The sequence below is a fragment of the Prevotella sp. P4-119 genome (assembly GCF_002251345.1).
GTDB lineage: Bacteria > Bacteroidota > Bacteroidia > Bacteroidales > Bacteroidaceae > Prevotella.
The window spans coordinates 220117-238824 of record NZ_NPJB01000084.1; the positions used below are offsets into that span (position 1 = coordinate 220117).

Annotated in this window: 11 protein-coding genes; 7 read left to right on the plus strand and 4 right to left on the minus strand. The window is 47.1% G+C overall.

The window, feature by feature from the left end:
* Positions 1 to 37 precede the first annotated feature (37 nt).
* The 7 genes from CIK89_RS10400 (at position 38) to CIK89_RS13860 (ending at position 9708) form a co-directional block, all read left to right on the plus strand.
* Positions 38 to 586: a DUF1599 domain-containing protein gene (locus tag CIK89_RS10400; protein WP_094391287.1), complete on the plus strand. Its 549-nt coding sequence runs from the start codon at positions 38 to 40 to the stop codon at positions 584 to 586.
* Positions 583 to 2655, plus strand: coding sequence for a BT_3928 family protein (locus tag CIK89_RS10405; RefSeq protein ID WP_254046666.1), 2073 nt, complete (start codon positions 583 to 585; stop codon positions 2653 to 2655). Before CIK89_RS10400 ends, CIK89_RS10405 begins: the two co-directional genes overlap by 4 nt.
* Positions 2613 to 3326, plus strand: a complete 714-nt coding sequence (locus CIK89_RS10410) for an SPOR domain-containing protein (protein WP_254046667.1) — start codon at positions 2613 to 2615, stop codon at positions 3324 to 3326. The genes CIK89_RS10405 and CIK89_RS10410 overlap by 43 nt, the downstream gene beginning before the upstream one ends.
* Positions 3327 to 3908 carry a GTP cyclohydrolase I FolE gene (gene folE, locus CIK89_RS10415; RefSeq protein ID WP_094391289.1) on the plus strand — a complete coding sequence of 194 codons (582 nt, stop codon included), beginning with the start codon at positions 3327 to 3329 and terminating at the stop codon, positions 3906 to 3908.
* A gap of 36 nt (positions 3909 to 3944) precedes the next feature.
* Positions 3945 to 4520 carry a hypothetical protein gene (locus CIK89_RS10420; protein ID WP_094391290.1) on the plus strand — a complete coding sequence of 192 codons (576 nt, stop codon included), beginning with the start codon at positions 3945 to 3947 and terminating at the stop codon, positions 4518 to 4520.
* Between the two features lie 357 nt (positions 4521 to 4877).
* Complete coding sequence (locus CIK89_RS10425) at positions 4878 to 6803, plus strand: sialate O-acetylesterase (RefSeq protein ID WP_371593433.1); 1926 nt, start codon at positions 4878 to 4880, stop codon at positions 6801 to 6803.
* Between the two features lie 4 nt (positions 6804 to 6807).
* The gene (locus CIK89_RS13860) at positions 6808 to 9708 is read left to right on the plus strand and encodes a family 43 glycosylhydrolase (RefSeq protein ID WP_254046668.1); all 2901 of its coding nucleotides are present in this window, start codon (positions 6808 to 6810) and stop codon (positions 9706 to 9708) included.
* Between the two features lie 898 nt (positions 9709 to 10606).
* On the opposite strand, the gene CIK89_RS10440 is transcribed toward CIK89_RS13860, so the two are convergent.
* From CIK89_RS10440 to hflX, 4 genes are all read right to left on the minus strand, one after another.
* A complete protein-coding gene (locus CIK89_RS10440) occupies positions 10607 to 12250 on the minus strand; it encodes a fumarate hydratase (protein WP_094391291.1) in 1644 nt (547 codons plus the stop codon).
* Between the two features lie 49 nt (positions 12251 to 12299).
* On the minus strand, positions 12300 to 15203 hold the full coding sequence (locus CIK89_RS10445) for a pitrilysin family protein (RefSeq protein WP_094391292.1): 2904 nt from the start codon (positions 15201 to 15203) through the stop codon (positions 12300 to 12302).
* Positions 15204 to 15336: 133 nt separating this feature from the next.
* Positions 15337 to 17190 carry a DUF4954 family protein gene (locus CIK89_RS10450; RefSeq protein WP_094391313.1) on the minus strand — a complete coding sequence of 618 codons (1854 nt, stop codon included), beginning with the start codon at positions 17188 to 17190 and terminating at the stop codon, positions 15337 to 15339.
* A gap of 76 nt (positions 17191 to 17266) precedes the next feature.
* Entirely contained in the window at positions 17267 to 18538 is a 1272-nt protein-coding gene (gene hflX / locus CIK89_RS10455) for a GTPase HflX (RefSeq protein ID WP_094391293.1), read from the minus strand.
* Positions 18539 to 18708 lie beyond the last annotated feature (170 nt).

Here is an 18708-nt window from a genome sequence, read left to right on the forward strand (position 1 = left end):
GTGATATGGTAGGAATTTTTTAATTTTGCAATCGATTATGACAAAAGATAACCACACGACAGAGGCCCAGTTTGAACAGGTGATGAGTGAATGTCGCACCTTGTTCACCAAGAAGTTGCATGATTATGGAGCTTCATGGCGAATACTGCGCCCACAGTCGCTTACCGACCAATTGTTTATCAAGGCCAAGCGCATACGCTCCTTGGAAATTAAGAAGGAATCGCTTGTGGGCGAAGGCATACGACCAGAATTTATAGCCCTCATCAACTATGGCATTATTGGATTGATACAGCTCAGCCACGGATTTTCTGATACTGTCGATATGCAACCCGATGAAGCCCTTGCACTCTATGACAAGTATGCCGATGATGCCTTGCAACTGATGATACGTAAGAATCACGATTATGATGAGGCATGGAGATCCATGCGTGTCAGCAGTTATACCGATTTCATCCTCACCAAAATAGAACGCATCAAAGAGATAGAGAACATCGGTGGAGACACCCTTGTCAGTGAAGGCATTGATGCCAATTACATGGACATCATCAACTATGCCGTCTTTGGAGCAATCAAGTTGAGTGAATGATGGTTAGAAAAATAGCAGTAAACGTTGCCCGTTTGGTCATCGCAATGACATTTATCCTATCAGGATTTGTCAAAGCTGTAGATCCGCTGGGCACACAATATAAGATTGTCGACTATCTCAAGGCAATGCAGCTGGGGACATTTGTACCCGATTTCCTCACACTTACTGCATCTGTACTTTTGTCGGCAGTGGAATTTGGATTGGGCATCTGTATGCTCTTTGCTATACGCCGTCGGTTGGTGTCACTACTTGCACTTTGCATGATGATTCCCATGACGGCATTAACACTATGGTTGGCAGTGGCCAACCCTGTCACCGATTGTGGGTGTTTCGGCGATGCTGTCACCCTCACCAATTGGCAGACATTTACAAAAAATGTGGTGCTTCTGGGTTGTGTCGCTATCGTGAGATACAGGCCGCTTGATATGATGCGCTTTGTATCGAAGACCAATCAATGGATTGTGACCAACTATTCGATGCTCTTCATCTTTGCTGTATCGGCATGGTCGCTATATGATTTGCCACAATTTGACTTTCGTCCTTATCATGTAGGAACCAATATCTTGAAGGGAATGGAGATTCCAGAAGGTGCAGAAATGCCAACCTTCGAAACGACATACCTGATGGAGAAGGACGGTAAGAGGCAGACATTCGATATAGACCACTATCCTGATTCTACCTGGACTCTTATCGAGGCCAATACTCGACAACTGACCAAGGGATATGAACCGCCCATCCACGATTTCTATATCAATGACATAGAAACAGGAGAAGACATCACCATGCAACTGTTGGAACAGAAGGGATACCTATTCCTGCTGGTGACACCACATCTTGGGAGTGCAGACGATAGCCAGTTTGACCGCATCAACGAACTCTATGAATATTCGCGCGATCATGGTTACCGCTTCTATGGACTCACCGCAAGCGATGAAAAGGCCATAGGACAATGGCGCGACATGACAGGGGCTGAATACACTTTCTGTCAATCAGACGAAACGGTGTTGAAGACCATCATACGTAGTAACCCAGGACTATTGTTGCTGAAAGACGGAACAATCGTGCGCAAATGGAGTCATAACAATCTGCCACAACTCGATGAAGAACAGGCAAACAAGTCTTTGGAGCAGTTGGATATTGGACATCTGCCAAAAGATACCACTCCAAGAAAGATACTTGATATCGTATTGTGGTATATGTTGCCCCTCTTCCTACTGACCATAGCAGACCGACTCTGGGCTTGGTCGAAATGGATGAAACGCAAAGAAGAAACAAACAAGATATTTAAACTCTTAAGAAAAAAGAAAATGAGAAAGAAAATTGTAGCAGGAAACTGGAAAATGAACCTGAACCTGCAAGACGGTGTGGCTTTGGCCAAAGAACTTAACGAGGCACTTGCTGCCGACAAACCCAATTGCGATGTTATAATCTGCACACCATTCATCCATCTGGCTTCTGTAGCTCAGGTGCTTGATGCCAATGTTATTGGCCTCGGTGCAGAAAACTGCGCTGACAAGGAAAAGGGTGCTTATACCGGTGAGGTTAGCGCTGAAATGGTTAAGAGCACTGGTGCACAGTATGTTATTCTGGGCCACTCAGAGCGTCGCCAGTATTACAGCGAGACTCCAGAGATCCTGAAAGAGAAGGTGCAACTCGCACTGAAGAACGGTCTTAAGGTTATCTTCTGTATCGGTGAAACTCTCGAAGAGCGTGAGGCTAACAAGCAGAACGAAGTAGTGAAGGCTGAACTCGAAGGAAGCGTATTCAACCTCAGCGAGGAAGAATTCCGCAACATCGTTATCGCTTACGAGCCAATTTGGGCTATTGGTACCGGTAAAACCGCTACCGCAGAGCAGGCAGAAGAAATCCATGCCTATATCCGCTCTATCGTAGCAGAGAAGTATGGTGCAACTGTGGCTGATGACACAACTATCCTTTACGGTGGTAGCTGCAAAGCCAGCAACGCTCCTGAACTCTTTGCAAAGCCCGACATCGACGGTGGTCTTATCGGAGGTGCTTCACTAAAATGTGCAGACTTCAAGGGCATTATCGACGCTTGGAAGAAATAAGGCTCAAACCAACCGGACTCAAGATGAAGCATCAGACTCTTCGTCGTGACCGTTGGATAGTCACCATGATTCTGTGTATCGGCATGGCAATCCATGCCGGTGCACAGTCTTTTACACAACGCATCCAGAAGAAAGTGGATGGTCAGGGTACTGTTACCATTCATCATAGTCAGGAGATAGACCGACTGGTCAATGTGCAACCCACATCGCCCAGCAGTACTACAGCAACTAAACCTTCTGCGGATAAGGCTGTGTCAAGTGGCAAATCCAATACTCCGACACCATCAGGTGCAGACAAAAACAGCGGCAACCCTTCTACTGCTAATTCCCCAATAGCGAAAGTTAATGCGCCGGAGAGTAGCAGTGAAGCAGAGGTCGATATGTCTAAAAAGGTGATGCGTAATGCCCAAAAAGTCATGGGCTATCGTGTACAGGCCTTTGCCGGTGGCAACTCACGTCAAGATCGTCAGAATGCCGAACGCACCCGCAACGCTATCAAAGCTCACTATCCTCATGTACCTGTCTATGTGCATTTCTATTCTCCTAGATGGATTTGTCGTGTCGGCAACTACCGTACATACGAGGAAGCGCACCATATGTTGGTTAACCTGCAACGGCTTGGCTATAAGCAGGCATCCATTGTGAAAGGAAAAATAACCGTACAGTATTAAATGAATCCAGAAACAGAATATAGAGAAGGACTTGACCAGTTGGCCGAGCACTACCATGAAGTGTTGTCGCTACTGGGTGAAGATCCCGAACGAGAGGGATTGCTTAAGACCCCCATGCGTGTGGCAAAGGCCATGCAGGTGTTGACACGTGGCTACAAAATGGACGCTCATAAAGTGCTGACCGATGCACTTTTCAAGGAAGATTATAGTCAGATGGTCATTGTCAAGGACATCGATTTCTTTTCATTGTGTGAACACCATATGTTGCCTTTCTATGGTAAAGTGCATGTGGCGTATATTCCAAATGGATATATTACTGGCCTTTCAAAGATTGCCCGTGTAGTAGATATCTTTAGTCATCGCCTTCAAGTGCAAGAGCGTATGACCCTGCAAATTAAGGAATGTATCGAACTGACCTTGCATCCGCTAGGTGTGATGGTTGTGGTCGAGGCTCAGCACATGTGTATGCAGATGCGTGGTGTAGAGAAAATAAACTCTATCACTACCACGAGCGACTTCAGTGGTGCCTTCAACCAGGCCAAAACTCGCCAAGAATTCATGAACCTCATCCATAATAAGTAACTCCTAATCATTCATAAAACTAATAAACATATACCCATGGCAGCCAATCAGAAAGAATCATACAAGACCAATCAGAACCTTCTGCAAGAGTTCTATCACAGTTGTTTCGGCAAGATTATAATCCTGTTGCTGATGATGGCACTGTTGCTGTTTGTGGCATTGATTACCCGTCCTACAAAGCAGCAGATGCTCGATGAGATGGAAGACAACATTCGCGAATGCCTCCAGGAAAACGATAGCATCAAGGCAGATGGCGTTGATGATGTTGTCAACAACTTCTGCAACATCTTCACAACTGCCGGTGAGTTAGCCTCCGACAGTGATGTCGTTGCTGCTTACAAGAAGTTTAACCGTTTGGAAGTATACCAGCATCCATTCTATTCTACCGCACACATTATTAATAATATTCATCCCAGTGGCGTCCGTGTCGGTATCGGTGTGTTTGGTGTTGTCATTCCTACGGTGAGTTATAAGGATTTGATACTATTTGTCAGTCCAATCAAGAACTACAACAAGACACATATTATCACTCCACCGGTTATTACCGATGATGACTTGGGTGAGAATCCCAATGTGCAGGAATACCATTATTTGGGTGATCCTGATCAGTAACTGTCAACAGAAGCGGCCTTCTCATAGTGTCGCACGACTGATATATTCATTTATTCCCAGTTGCACCTATGGTGTGGAAGGAATATTATTATCCCTACCATCATCTGTTGCTTTTGGGTATTTGAAAACTATTTTTTGACCTCATGAACAATTTTGGATAAAAGGTGTAACATAAGACAAAGACCGCACGTGGAATAATTGCTATATTTGCAAACGAAAGCCGTTGCGCTGACTGCTGACTGTATGAAGAAATCCACAGTGCGTTTGTCATGGGACGGCAGGTAGTGATACTAATTCAAACCTAAAATACCAATAATGATGAAAAGACTCAAACTTATTATCAGTATGTTGCTGTTGATGATATTGCATGTCAGTGCATCGTCAGCAGACCAGACGGTCTTATCGGTTGGAGTAGATCCTAATTTCCAAATCTATCTCTGCTTGGGACAGTCAAACATGGAAGGCAATGCCACTCCTGAGGCATGTGACCGTGTAGGTGTAAATCCCCGCTTTGTGTCGATGAATGTATTTGACGATGAAAAGGCTGGATGGCACAAATTCCAATGGCGCACAGCTGTTCCGCCATTGGTAGCACCTCAGACAGGTCTTACTCCTGCCGATTACTTCGGTCGTCGCATGGTGGATTTTCTGCCCGAAGAAGTCAGGGTGGGTGTGGTAATGGCAGCTGTTGGCGGCGCCAGCATCGACCTGTTTGACAAGCGCCTCTATAGCGATTACCTCAAGAAACAGCCCGATTGGATGAAAAACTTTGCTCGCCGCTATGATGGCAACCCTTATGCTTGTTTGATAGCAGCCGCTCGTGAGGCCATGAAGCAAGGTGTCATTAAGGGAATACTCTTCCATCAGGGTGAGACCAATACTGCCGATCCAACATGGCCAGCACGTGTAAAAACGGTCTATGATGATATTCTTGCCGACCTCGGCCTGCAAGCAGTCGACGTCCCATTGCTGATGGGCGAGGTGGTTCAGACCGATCAGGGAGGACACTGTGGTTCACACAATGCTATCATAGATGATATTGCCAAGACCATACCAACCGCTCATGTGATATCGTCGAAGGATTGCCCTCAGCGTGGCGATGGACTGCATTTCACCGCGGAAGGCTATCGAATCCTTGGCAAACGCTATGCCGATGTAATGCTTCAACTATTGGGTGCCCCCAAGCAGATGCATGCTTCTGCCAAAAAAGGTAGTTTGGCAGAAAATGCTATTGAAGGCAACGAATTTCCTCGCATTGATGCCCAGCATCGTGCTTATTTCCGTCTGCATGCTCCCGAAGCACGTGATGTGAAGGTAGATATCTGTGGCAAGAAATATCCCATGTTGCGCGATTCCAACGGCGAATGGTATGGAGTGACCGATCCGTTGGTTGTTGGTTTCCACTATTATGTCTTCAATGTAGATGGTGTCTCGGTTACTGATCCTGCTTGTGATACTTATTTCGGATGCCACCGTCTGATGAGCGGTTTGGATGTTCCTGAAGGTGACGAGGGTAACTATTACCATCCCCAACAGGGCGTGGCACAGGGACAAGTACGCTCTTGCACTTATTTTGCAGCTTCGCAAGGCAAGTTCCGTCGCGCCATGGTATATACGCCAGCCGAATACGAACGTAATAAGAGCAAGCGCTATCCTGTGCTCTATCTGCAGCATGGCATGGGTGAAGATGAAACCGGATGGAGTCATCAAGGCCACATGAACCATATTCTCGACAATCTGATAGCCACTGGCGAGTGTGTGCCCATGATAGTTGTTATGGAGAGTGGTGATGTGAAAGCGCCCTTCGTACCTAAGGGTGGAGCGACTCCTGATGCATCGCGCAACGGTTATGGTGCATCGTTCTATCAGGTTCTCAACGACGACCTCATCCCGATGATAGACAAGACCTTCCGTACTAAAACCGATCGCGAAAGTCGTGCAATGGCAGGACTGTCTTGGGGCGGTTTCCAAAGTTTCAATACCGTATTGACCCATCTCGACCGGTTTGCATATCTTGGAACCTTTAGTGGTGCCATATTCGGTGTTGATGTAAAGACCTGTCACAACGGTGTGTTTGCCGATGCTGACCGTTTCAACAAGCAGATGAAGTATATGTTCATGGGTTGCGGTACGGAGGAAAACTTCGGTACAGGCAAGATGGTCAACGACCTGAAGGCCCTTGGCATCAATGTTACTTATTATGAGTCGAAGGGTACTGCCCACGAATGGCTCACCTGGCGTCGTTGTCTTCGCCAGTTTGTTCCACACCTTTTTAAGAAATAAAACGATGAAATCAAACAACAACATTCTTTTTCTCGCCATAGCTTTGGCATCCTCTACTGCAGCCTTGGCACAGAATCCTATTATTCAAACCCAGCTGACTACCGATCCAGCTCCTTTGGTGTGTGGTGACCGCATCTATGTATATACCGGCCACGATGAAGACCATGCCGATTTCTTCTGGATGAATGAATGGCGTGTGTATTCTTCAACCGATATGGTCAACTGGACTGACCATGGTTCACCACTCAATCAATCGTCATTTGCTTGGGCTGACGACCGTGCATGGGCAGCACAGGCAATCGAGCGCAATGGAAAGTATTATTGGTATGTCTGTGCCCACTCCAAAATAACCGGTGGCATGGCTATCGGTGTGGCTGTAGGCGACACACCGACAGGTCCTTTCCGTGATGCCTTAGGCAAACCATTATTCGATAACGGTTCGTGGGACAATATAGACCCCACGGTTTTGATAGATACCGATGGTCAGGCATACCTCTATTGGGGCAATCCGCATCTCTACTGTGCCCGTCTTAACGATGATATGATATCTATCCGTGGCGAAGTGGAACGCATCGAACAGCGTGTTGAAGGCTTCGGCGCTCCCGATATGGAAAAGCGCGACAAAAATGTAAAATACAAAGATTGCTATACTGAAGGTCCATGGATTAGTAAGCGTGGCAACAACTATTACATGCTCTATGCCGCAGGTGGAGTGCCCGAACATATTGCTTATTCTATGAGCAAGACGCCTACAGGACCTTGGAAATACATGGGCAACATCATGCCACTGCAGGACACAGGTTCGTTTACCAACCATTGTGGTGTAGCTGATTTCAAGGGACATTCCTATTTCTTCTATCATACCGGCAAGTTGGGAGGTGGCTTTGGTCGCAGCGTAGCAGTTGAAGAGTTTACCTATCAACCAGATGGAACATTCCCTATCATCAATGCTACAGCCGAAGGAGTGCGTCCTATAGGTACCCTTTGCCCATACAATCGTGTGGAAGCAGAGACTATGGCATGGTCGAAGGGCGTTAAGTCAGAGTGGAATGAAGATACCGGTGTGTATCTTTCAGATATTCATAATGGCGATTATATCAAAGTGCGTGAAGTGGATTTCGGTCAGCAACAACCGTTGCGTTTCGAAGCTCGTGTGGCAAGCGCCCTACAAGGCGGATGGCTTGAAGTGCGTACCGACAGCGTGACAGGTCCACTTGTGGCACAAGTGAAAGTGCCCTATACCGGTGGATGGGAGAAGTGGCAGACTGTAGAGACACTTGTAGAGCGTCCTCTTGTGGGCAAACACGATCTCTATTTCGTATTCAAAGGCCTGAAAGGTCTCAAACTCTTCACCTTCGACTGGTGGCGTTTCGATCAGAATCAAGTGGCAGCAGAAGGTATGATGCACAATCCTGTGCTGTGGAGCGACGTGCCCGATCCCGATGTGATTCGTGTGGGTGACACCTATTATATGGTCAGCACCACCATGCATCTCATGCCCGGAGCTCCTATCATGGCTTCGAAAGATCTGGTCAACTGGGAGATTGTCAACTATATCTTCCCCCGACTGACCGGCTCGCCACGTTACGATATGCGCGAAGGTACTGTCTATGGGCGTGGTCAGTGGGCCACTTCGCTGAAATATCACAATGGTAAATTCTATGCACTCTTTGCACCAAACGATAATTCTGACGGTGAAACCTATCTCTGTGTGGCTGACCGTGCAGAGGGAGAATGGACCATTCATAGCCGTATGCGACACTTCCACGACGCTACGTTGATGTTCGACGATGACGGAAAGGGCTATATCGTGTATGGTACAGGAGAAATCATGCAACTCAATGACGATTTGACCGATGTGGTAGAAGGCAGTCATCATATACTTTTCAAACGCGATAAAACCGAAACCAACCTACTTGAAGGCTCTCGCATGATTAAGCACAATGGTAAATACTACCTGCTGATGATATCTTTGACCAATGGACATCCGCGTCGTGAAGTGTGCTATCGTGCAGACCATATCTACGGTCCATACGAGAAAAAGGTTATTCTTGAAACCGAATTTGGAGGTAAAGGCGGTGTGGGACAAGGCACCATTGTCGATACACCCGACGGACGTTGGTATGCTATCATCTTCCAAGACCGTGACGGAGTGGGGCGCACACCAACGCTCGAACCCGTTCGCTGGCTCGACGGATGGCCTATCTTGACCGATTGGGATGGTAAGATTCCCTATTTAATGCCTGTTCCTGTGAAGGGATTTGAGAAGAAATCCATAGTCTATAGCGACCATTTTGACAGCGATAAGTTGGCGCTGCAATGGCAGTGGAACCACAATCCAGTGGATGAGGCATGGTCGCTGACCGATCGCAAAGGTTGGCTCCGACTGAAGACATCACGCATCGCACCACACATCTTCCTTGCTCCCAATACGCTGACAAACCGTACCGAGGGTCCTGCATGCCAAGGAACAATACATCTGGATCTGAGCAATATGAAGGATGGCGACGTGGCTGGACTCTCTGCCTTCCAAGGCGATGCAGCCTTACTGTCGGTTGTGAAGAAAGGCAAACGCCTATATATTGTAGCAACGAAAGAGTCGGTGGAGTTGACCGATAAGGATAAAGCTGTTGTGGGTGTAAAGCGAGAGGAAGTGTTCCGTCGCGAACTCAAGGGCAAAGAGGTTTGGTTGCGCATGGCGTGCGACTTCCGATTGGGCAAAGACCTTGCCACACTGTCGTACAGCGCAGATGGTAAACAATGGACAGATGCCATCAAAGATTTCCGTATGATTTATGATTATCGCCGATTGTTTATGGGCACACGTTTCGCTATCTATAACTTTGCCACACGTCAGACAGGTGGATGGGTCGATGTGGATAGCTTCGACTATCAGCGTGACTGATAGACTGTAACCTGCAAGATAACATCTAAACATATAAGATGGTTCGTCCGATGCTGTCGGACGAACCTCTTTTATTTCTATACGCGCACGCGCACGCGATGTCGCAAGAAATCGACCACTCGACCACCAGCGTGTTGTAACAGGTTGAGCAATATTGTCTTATGTTGGTGGTCGAATCGTTTTTGATGGTTGTTTTCGACCACCTTTCGACCACCACAAGTGTTGTTTGTTGTAAGCGTGAGGTTGACATAAAGACGATGTTTGTATTTTGCCAGAGTAAATCATGATGCTGAAAATGTTTACCAAATGTTTGGCAATACCTTGGCCCTATATTTGGCAATACTTTTGTCTAACGTTTAAAAGACTTCTTTCCAATGTTTGAAAAGACTTCTTTCCAATGTTTGAAAAGACTTCTTTCTAACGTTTGATAATACTTTTATCCAACGTTTGACAATACTTTTATCCAACGTTTGATAATACTTTTATCCAACGTTTGATAATACATTTATCCAACGTTTGATAATACTTTTATCAGCGGTTTGAAAAACTCTGAAAATATCGTTCGCTTTGAAGATGGTCGTGTTGCCAACAATTTTTATAGTGTGGTCGAAGCATGGTCGAAAATACCGTAGCAACCGCCATCGACCACAGCTTAAGTTGTTGAATTGTAGCGCTTTGAGCTTTATGTGTGGTCGTGTGGTCGAATATTATTGAAAACTGAAAAAAATATATGCCCTTATGGTATCTTTGCGTGTTGCGCTATTGTCTGAAAGAGGAACAGGCATTTAGGCAATAAAAAATTGATTTACCCGGCAATTCACGTGGAATTGCCGAGTAAATCAACATGTTTTCCTCTTTTGTAAGGAGTTGGGTTATAGCTTAGAACCCCATATTGCCATTAGGCTTTGCAAGGTGTCCAAGGCTTCAACTGCTTGAAGAAATCGTTGCCCTTGTCGTCAACAAGGATGAATGCGGGGAAGTCTTCAACAGTGATTTTCCAAATGGCTTCCATACCCAGTTCGGGATATTCCACACATTCGATGCTCTTGATGCTCGACTGAGACAGTACAGCAGCCACACCACCGATAGTGCCGAGATAGAATCCACCATGCTTCTGACAAGCATCGGTAACCATCTGTGAACGGTTGCCCTTGGCTATCATCACCAGTGAACCACCGTGATCCTGGAACTCATCAACGTATGGGTCCATGCGGTTGGCTGTGGTTGGTCCCATTGAACCGCAAGGATAACCTTCTGGAGTCTTAGCAGGACCAGCGTAGAGCACGGGATAGTCTTTGAAATACTGTGGTAGGTCTTCACCTGCATCGAGGCGTGCCTTGAGCTTGGCATGGGCGATGTCGCGTGCCACGATGATGGTACCTTTCAGGTTGACGCGAGTAGATACGGGATATTTAGACAGTTCGGCACGAACAGCATCAATACCCTTGTCGAGGTCAATCTCGATACCCTTGGTGCCTTCGCCCGGATTGCGCAGTTCCTCAGGGATAAGCTCTGTGGGGTTCTCATCCATCTTCTCCAACCAGATACCGTCGCGGTTGATCTTAGCCTTGATATTGCGGTCTGCCGAACAGCTGACACCCATACCGATGGGGCATGATGCGCCGTGGCGAGGCAGACGGATCACGCGGATGTCGTGAGCCAGAGCCTTACCGCCAAACTGTGCACCCAGTCCAATCTTGTGGGCTTCGTCGAGGAGTTTTGCCTCAAGGTCGATATCGCGGAAAGCGCGTCCTGTCTCATCACCAGTGGTAGGCAGGTTGTCGTAGTACTTGATACTTGCCAGTTTCACTGTCAGCAAGTTTTTCTCTGCTGAAGTTCCACCGATAACAAATGCGATGTGGTAAGGAGGACATGCAGCAGTTCCGAGGCTCTTCATCTTCTCTACGAGGAATGGTAACAGCGTGCCTTCATTCTGAATGGTGGCCTTGGTCATAGGGTAGAAGTAGGTCTTGTTGGCAGAACCACCACCCTTGGCAACCATCACAAAGCGATATTCGGCACCCTCTGCAGCCTCGATGTCAATCTGTGCGGGAAGGTTGCAACGGGTGTTGACTTCGTCGTACATGTTGAGCGGGGCGTTTTGAGAATAACGCAGATTGTCCTGTGTGAAAGTGTTATATACACCAAGGCTGAGGGCTTCCTCATCCTCAAATCCGGTCCATACCTGCTGACCTTTCTCACCATGGATAATGGCTGTGCCGGTGTCCTGACAGAAAGGAAGAACACCTTTGACAGCTGTTTCGGCATTGCGCAGGAACTGCAAGGCTACATACTTGTCGTTTTCAGACGATTCAGGATCGGTAAGAATCTGGGCTACCTGCTCGTTGTGGGCGCGACGCAGCATAAACTCTACATCGTGGAATGCCTGCTGAGCCAACAGCGTCAGGGCTTCTTTCGATACTTTTACGATTTCTTTACCTTCAAATTCAGCTGTGCTGACGCCTTCTTTCGAGAGCAGTCTGTACTCAGTGTCGTCCTTGCCCAACTGGAACATAGGGGCATACTTGAATTCTGGATTCATATTCGTTTAGTTTTTTATAATGAATAATTAATACCTGTTGATTGGTTTATCAATAACCGAAGATATCCTCAAGAGTGAGTTTCTTTACTGGTGCTATGCGCTCCAGAACCTTCATATCGAGCTCTTTGTCATTGCCAAGGATCATGTAGCGATAGGGTTTACCGGCTGCTTGTGATTTCTCGAAATTCACAATGTCCTGTAGCGTTACTCGCTGTACATCCTTGTAGATGGTCTCGTTGATATCGTAGTCGAATCCCAATTTGCGCATGCTGAAGTAACGGTCGATAACCGATGACTTGGTGACGCGCTGGCTGGCAAGACGCTTGATGACGGCATCCTTGGCAATATTGAAGGCTGCTTCGCTCTGTGGGATGGTATCGAGAATGTTGTGGAACTCGCTGATGCAATCGCCCATCTTATCGTTTTGAGTGATGATATTTGCAAAGAAACTCTCCTTGTCGCTCTTCTTTGAAGGGCGGGTATATACGGCTCCGGCGCTATAGGCAAGACCGCGTGCTTCGCGCATCTCCTGGAATACGATGCTGTTCATACCGCCACCGAAGTATTCGTTGAATACGGAAATCTTTCCTGCATCGGCAAGATTGAAGGGACGGCCTTCATTGTGGTACATGCGGAAATAGATGTTTTTGGCATCAAACGGTGCCATCAACACTTCGTTTGTTGGAGTCTGAGTGGCTTGATAGGGAGTGGCATGGGGCACGTCCTGAAGTTTTTTGGGAGTGGCGTGCAACTTTGTGATAACGGCTGTCATGTCTTTCAACTCCATCGGACCATAGTAGTAGAGCTCATGCTTCATGTTGCGGAGACCTTTGATGAGATCGAGCAACTCCTGTGGATTGGTATTGCGCAACTGGTCGGCACTCATCATGTCGGTATAGATATTACGGCTACCATATACACCATAAGCGTATAGATGTTCGGCGCAGTTACGTTGGTCTTTCTTGTCATCGTCGCGCTCTTTCAAGATGAGCGATACGAACTGGTCGTAGGATGCTTGGTCGGCTTGAGCATTTTGGAGCACATTCTCCATCAGTGACAGTGCTTCTGCCATGTTCTCACTCAAGCCGTTCAGACGGATGGTGATACGGTTGCCAGATACACTAATTCCATAGTCACAACCCAGCTTGTAGAACTTGCGTTTAAGTTCTGCCACCGAGTATTTGTCGGTTCCAACATAGTTCAGATAGTTGCTTGCCATATCGTAACGGTTGTCGTCTTGATTACCGAAATCGTAGGCGAAACCGAGATAGAAGAGACCATTATCGGTGTTCTTCTTATAGACAACGGGTATGCCTTTCTTGGTGGTGGCAAGGGTCAGGTCTTTCTTGAAATCCACAAAGACGGGTTGGATGGGCGTCACCTCTGTGTTCTGAATGTCTTTCACAAACTGGCTCACCATGTCGCGGTTGGCAGGAATAGGAGTGATGGCAGGCTTGTCAATCTTCTTGGCAAGACTGTCGGTGCCCTGTGTTTTGTAGATTACAGCATAACCGTTGGTGAAGAAACGATTGGCAAAAGCCACAATATCCTGCTTTGTCATCTTCTCAATGCGTGCAATGCTATTGGCATGCTGTTGCCAACTGTCGCCATTGACAAACGAGTTGACCATCTCTGAGACGCGCCATCTGTTGTTGTCGAGTGCTTGCATATATTTGCGCTTGAGATTGTTGACGATAGAAGGCAACAGGTCATCGTCGATGTTTCCTTTCTTCAGATTATCCAATTGGGCTACCATCAGATCCTTTACCTCTTCCAGTGTCTGGCCCTGACGGGGAACGCCATAGAGCACAAAGCTGGAATAGTCTTGTTGAGTTTGACAGAAAGCCTGTGCTGCCATAACCTTCATAGGCTGATTGAGGTTTGTGTCGAAGAGTCCGGCACGACCGTTGCTCAGCATAGAAGAAATGACGTCAAGGGTGTCGGACTGCAGAGATGCTGCCTTTTCGCCACGCCATGCCACACAGACAAAGGCTGCCTGCTGACCAACGATAGTTGTATCGGACGGACTGGTCAATACTGGTTGGGCAGGGAATATTGGTTGGCTGACATCCTGACCGGGTTGCATAGTGCCGAAATACTTGTCGATGATGGCTACTACCTGATCGGGATCGAAATCACCAGCCATACAGATCGCCATATTGTTGGGCACATACCACTTCCTGAAATAGTTCTTGATATTGGTGATGGAAGGGTTCTTCAGGTGATTCTGGGTACCGATGGTAGTCTGTGTGCCATAGGGATGGGTTGGGGTAAGTTTCTTGCCAATGGCGCTCCAAAGTTTGTCGTTATCGTCGGTGAGATAGATATTGTACTCCTCATAAACGGCCTCAAGTTCGGTATGGAAGCCGCGAATTACCATATTCTGAAAACGATCAGACTGAATCTTGGCCCAGTTGTCAATCTCGTTGGAGGGAATATCTTCTGTATAGCAGGTCACATCGTTGCTGGTATAAGCATTGGTACCCTGTGCGCCGATGGTTGACATGAGTTTGTCATACTCGTTGGGGATGAAGTAGCGGGCTGCTATTTGGCTCACGCTGTCTATCTCGTGGTAGGCCTGCTTGCGTGCCATGGCATCGGTCAGTTGGCGGTAACGCTCATAACGAGCCTCGATGTCGGCAAGCAATGGTGCTTCGGATTCGGCATTATTGGTACCGAAATGGTTGGTGCCTTTAAACATCAGATGCTCCAGATAGTGGGCGAGACCCGTGGTTTCGGCAGGATCGTTCTTCGAACCGGTGCGAACGGCGATGTGTGCCTCAATACGTGGCTTATCTTTGTTGACGCTAAGATAAACCTTCAGACCGTTGTCAAGCGTGTAGATGCGGGTTTTCGTCATGTCGCCGCTGACGGTCTCAAACTTGTAGTCCTTGGCTGCCGCTGTGGTGGCAACAGCAAGTGCCAACAGGGAGAGGATACTCTTTAATTGCATATGCGGATGTTTTATATTTTGTTCTGTTATTCTTCCAGATGTTTTGCCTACTTCCGATGTTTGCGGATTGAGAAGCGTGTGAGTTGTCTTTTTGTTGTTCTGCGTCGCTGCAACACTTAGCTATCGTATCGGCTTAGTCTTCAAAGTCTATTTCGTGATCGAGTTTTGTGATGAAATCATCGAAGACAGACTGTTCTACATCGCCCATGGCAAACTCTTTCTCGGCATCCTTACGAATCTCTGCCACCCATGCACGACGTGCGCGGATATAGTCTTCGCGGATGCGGGGCAGGTCGCTATCGCTCAGTTCGTCGAGTCCATAGTAGTCGAGAATGAGGCGATAGGTCCAGGTCCACTGGTATTGGCGATAGTGGTTGTCGATATCGATAAAGCGGTCGAGAATCTCTTTGATGCTTTCAATGTTGCCATTCTTGATATCATCAATAAGTCGTTCCTCTTCGCTGATGGGCAAGAGAAGGCCTGAGAGATCTGTCCAGTGGCCCAAACCGATATCTGATGTTGGTTTGCCGAGGAATCCGCCTTTGATGGCGCGCTTTAGAACGGCACCCATATAGATGCGAAGTGCAATATCGTAATACTTAATGCCTTTGCGTAGCGATGTGGCATTGATGATGTATTCATGGTAGTTGTATGAAGATACGTTGTCACCTCCGGCTTGGCGAAGTGCTTCAAGGATTTTCTTGCCTTGCACGATTTCGCCCACGGTAAAGGGTGATAGCCAGTCGAAGTTGATGATGCTCTTACGACAGGAGGCGGCACGCTTGTCACGCTTGGGCCACTTCTTGATATCGCGGTAGAGACCTACCGTGGTGATGTTGCGTCCAGGTACGATATACATGGTGTCGCCGTAAGCCAGCAGATAGGCGAAAGGCAGACAACGCATGTCGGGGTGGTTCATCAGTTTGCCGAAACATACGGAGAAGGCTCCAATCTTTGCTGGCATAAGGACATAGGCACCACTGGCCGTCTTGGTGCCGCGCTCCAGAGTGCCGTAATGTAATGGTCCCATTTTGTAAGCATGGTTGGAGAAATTGGTGTTTGAACCGGCATTATAGAACGAAAACTCGCCGCCGATGAGCAAACTTGATTTGTGGTGGGAGGCTGAGAATGGTCCGCAAAAGGCAGCACATGCCTCACCGTTGGCCATATAGGAATTGGCAAAGAAGACGCTGGCTTGGGCTGTGAATCCGTTGGCCACCTGACAGGCTTCGCCTACAAAACAGTCTTGCATCTTGACAGAATTGGTGATACTGCAACCATTGGAAATGATGGAGTTTTCGCAGATTACACCTGTGCCAATATATACAGAGGCATCTTTCGAACTGAGGATCGTGCAATCGCTCAATCGTGATGCGCCATTGATCTCACAGTCATCTTTCACAACCGTATTGGTAATCTCCTTGGTATTGATAATCTTTACATTGTTGCCGATGGTACCACGGTCGGGAAGGGAGAAACGCACTTCTTCGCGGATGAGACGAGTAATCTTCTCTTTTAATACCTTATCGTTGAAGTGTTTCACCATGAAAGCGGCTAACTGGGAGTTGAGGTCATGGAAAAGCACCAAGTTACCATCGCCCATTTCGTTTAGCACCGATATCATGTGGTCTTCACCATAGGTGGCTCCCTCTGTCGTCTCCATTGTTGATACGTTAGAGATATAACAGTTGTCGCCGATGGTATAGTTGTTGATGAAATTGCCAATCTTCTCTATCAGACAGTTGTCACCAATGGTTACGTTGCGAAGTGTGGCATCGTTAATGCCTGCATGTTTGGTAAATCCCTTTGTGACTTCTACTTGAAGGTCGAATACGCCAAGCCGAATGTCGCCATAAAACATCACGCGGTGGAATCCGTATGGTGAGAAATCATCTGCCACTTTAACGCTTTCCCAATTTTCTGCCCAGCAGTTATTCCGTTCGAGGACGTCTATTTCCTCTTGGGTCAATTGTCTGTAATCTCTCATTTCTATCTGTGTTTGATTGTACATGCTTTACTTTGTTGTTGTATGTTCTATATGACGTTTCTGCTCACAATGCTTCTTATTCCTCTACTTGATAGAGAAAATCGTTGTAGGGATATTTCTGTACATGGAGTTGGCGAACCTTTTGATAGAGGATATCACGAAGCGTGTCGATGTTTTGCTTTTCTTTGGCTGATATAAAGAGACAGTCTCCCTGCATTTTTGCCATCCAGGTTTTCTTCAATTCGTCGAGTGTCACATTCTCTTTGGTAGAGGGAGTGAGGTCGTCTGCCTCTTTTTCTATCCAGGTGTAGGCATCAATCTTGTTAAATACAATCATTGACGGTTTGTCGGCACAGCCTAAATCGGATAAGGTTTTCTCCACAACTTTTATCTGTTCCTCAAAGTCGGGATGCGAGATATCTACCACATGTACCAATAAATCGGCCTCGCGCACTTCGTCAAGAGTGGATTTGAAGGAATCTACCAAGTCGGTTGGCAACTTACGGATGAAACCTACTGTATCGGCAAGTAGGAAAGGGAGATTGTCGATAACCATCTTGCGTACTGTGGTATCGAGCGTGGCGAATAGCTTGTTTTCTGCAAACACATCGCTCTTAGAAAGCAGATTCATCATGGTCGATTTTCCTACGTTCGTATATCCCACCAAGGCTACACGAATCAGGCGACCGCGGTTTTTACGTTGGGTGGTTTTCTGCTTGTCGATTTCTACTAAACGTTGTTTCAATAGCGTAATGCGGTGCAAAATGATACGGCGGTCCATCTCCAACTGTGTTTCACCAGGACCACGAAGACCAACACTACCTTTACCACCACCGCTACCAGAGCCGCCGCCTTGGCGTTCCAAGTGGGTCCACAGGCGTTGCAGACGAGGCAACATATAGCGATACTGTGCCAATTCTACTTGTGTTTTAGCTTCTGCAGTCTGTGCGCGCATGGCGAATATATCAAGAATCAACGAGGTGCGGTCGAGAATCTTTACTTTCAGTTCAGCCTCGATATTGCGCATCTGTTTGGCAGACAGCTCATCATCGAATATCACCATACCTACAGGTTGGGTTTCGCCGGTAGGGTCGTCGTCGGCAGCATCCTCTTGCATTTTGATATATTGCTTGATTTCTTCCAGTTTTCCCTTACCCACATAGGTAACCTGGCTGGGGCCTTGCACCTTCTGTGTGAAGCGTTTCACGGTGACGGCTCCTGCTGTATCGGCAAGGAATTCCAGTTCGTCAAGGTATTCTTTGGTCTTTGCCTCATCCTGCTCCTGAGTGATAAGTCCCACGAGTACGGCGGTTTCGGCCTTGACTTCTGAAATAACAAATTCTTTCATTCAGTATTTTTAATGTTTCTTTTAAACAATTGACGCCTGCGGCGGTAATCCTTGTTTTTGATTTTGGGGTTCGCCTGCTATTTTAAAAAAAAACAGATTTGTCATCGTTTGCCGGCGTGTATCTCATAAACAACACAATACATTTTAAATCTCTCCCGCAAACTCCTTGG

Coding starts and splice junctions, on each gene's coding strand:
- CIK89_RS10400 (WP_094391287.1), top strand. CDS start 38: ATGACAAAAGATAACCACACGACAGAGGCCCAGTTTGAACAGGTGATG.
- CIK89_RS13860 (WP_254046668.1), top strand. CDS start 6,808: ATGAAATCAAACAACAACATTCTTTTTCTCGCCATAGCTTTGGCATCC.
- CIK89_RS10450 (WP_094391313.1), bottom strand. CDS start 17,190: ATGAGAGATTACAGACAATTGACCCAAGAGGAAATAGACGTCCTCGAA.
- CIK89_RS10440 (WP_094391291.1), bottom strand. CDS start 12,250: ATGAATCCAGAATTCAAGTATGCCCCTATGTTCCAGTTGGGCAAGGAC.
- CIK89_RS10420 (WP_094391290.1), top strand. CDS start 3,945: ATGGCAGCCAATCAGAAAGAATCATACAAGACCAATCAGAACCTTCTG.
- CIK89_RS10410 (WP_254046667.1), top strand. CDS start 2,613: ATGTGCAGACTTCAAGGGCATTATCGACGCTTGGAAGAAATAAGGCTC.
- CIK89_RS10425 (WP_371593433.1), top strand. CDS start 4,878: ATGATATTGCATGTCAGTGCATCGTCAGCAGACCAGACGGTCTTATCG.
- CIK89_RS10445 (WP_094391292.1), bottom strand. CDS start 15,203: ATGCAATTAAAGAGTATCCTCTCCCTGTTGGCACTTGCTGTTGCCACC.
- CIK89_RS10405 (WP_254046666.1), top strand. CDS start 583: ATGATGGTTAGAAAAATAGCAGTAAACGTTGCCCGTTTGGTCATCGCA.
- hflX (WP_094391293.1), bottom strand. CDS start 18,538: ATGAAAGAATTTGTTATTTCAGAAGTCAAGGCCGAAACCGCCGTACTC.
- folE (WP_094391289.1), top strand. CDS start 3,327: ATGAATCCAGAAACAGAATATAGAGAAGGACTTGACCAGTTGGCCGAG.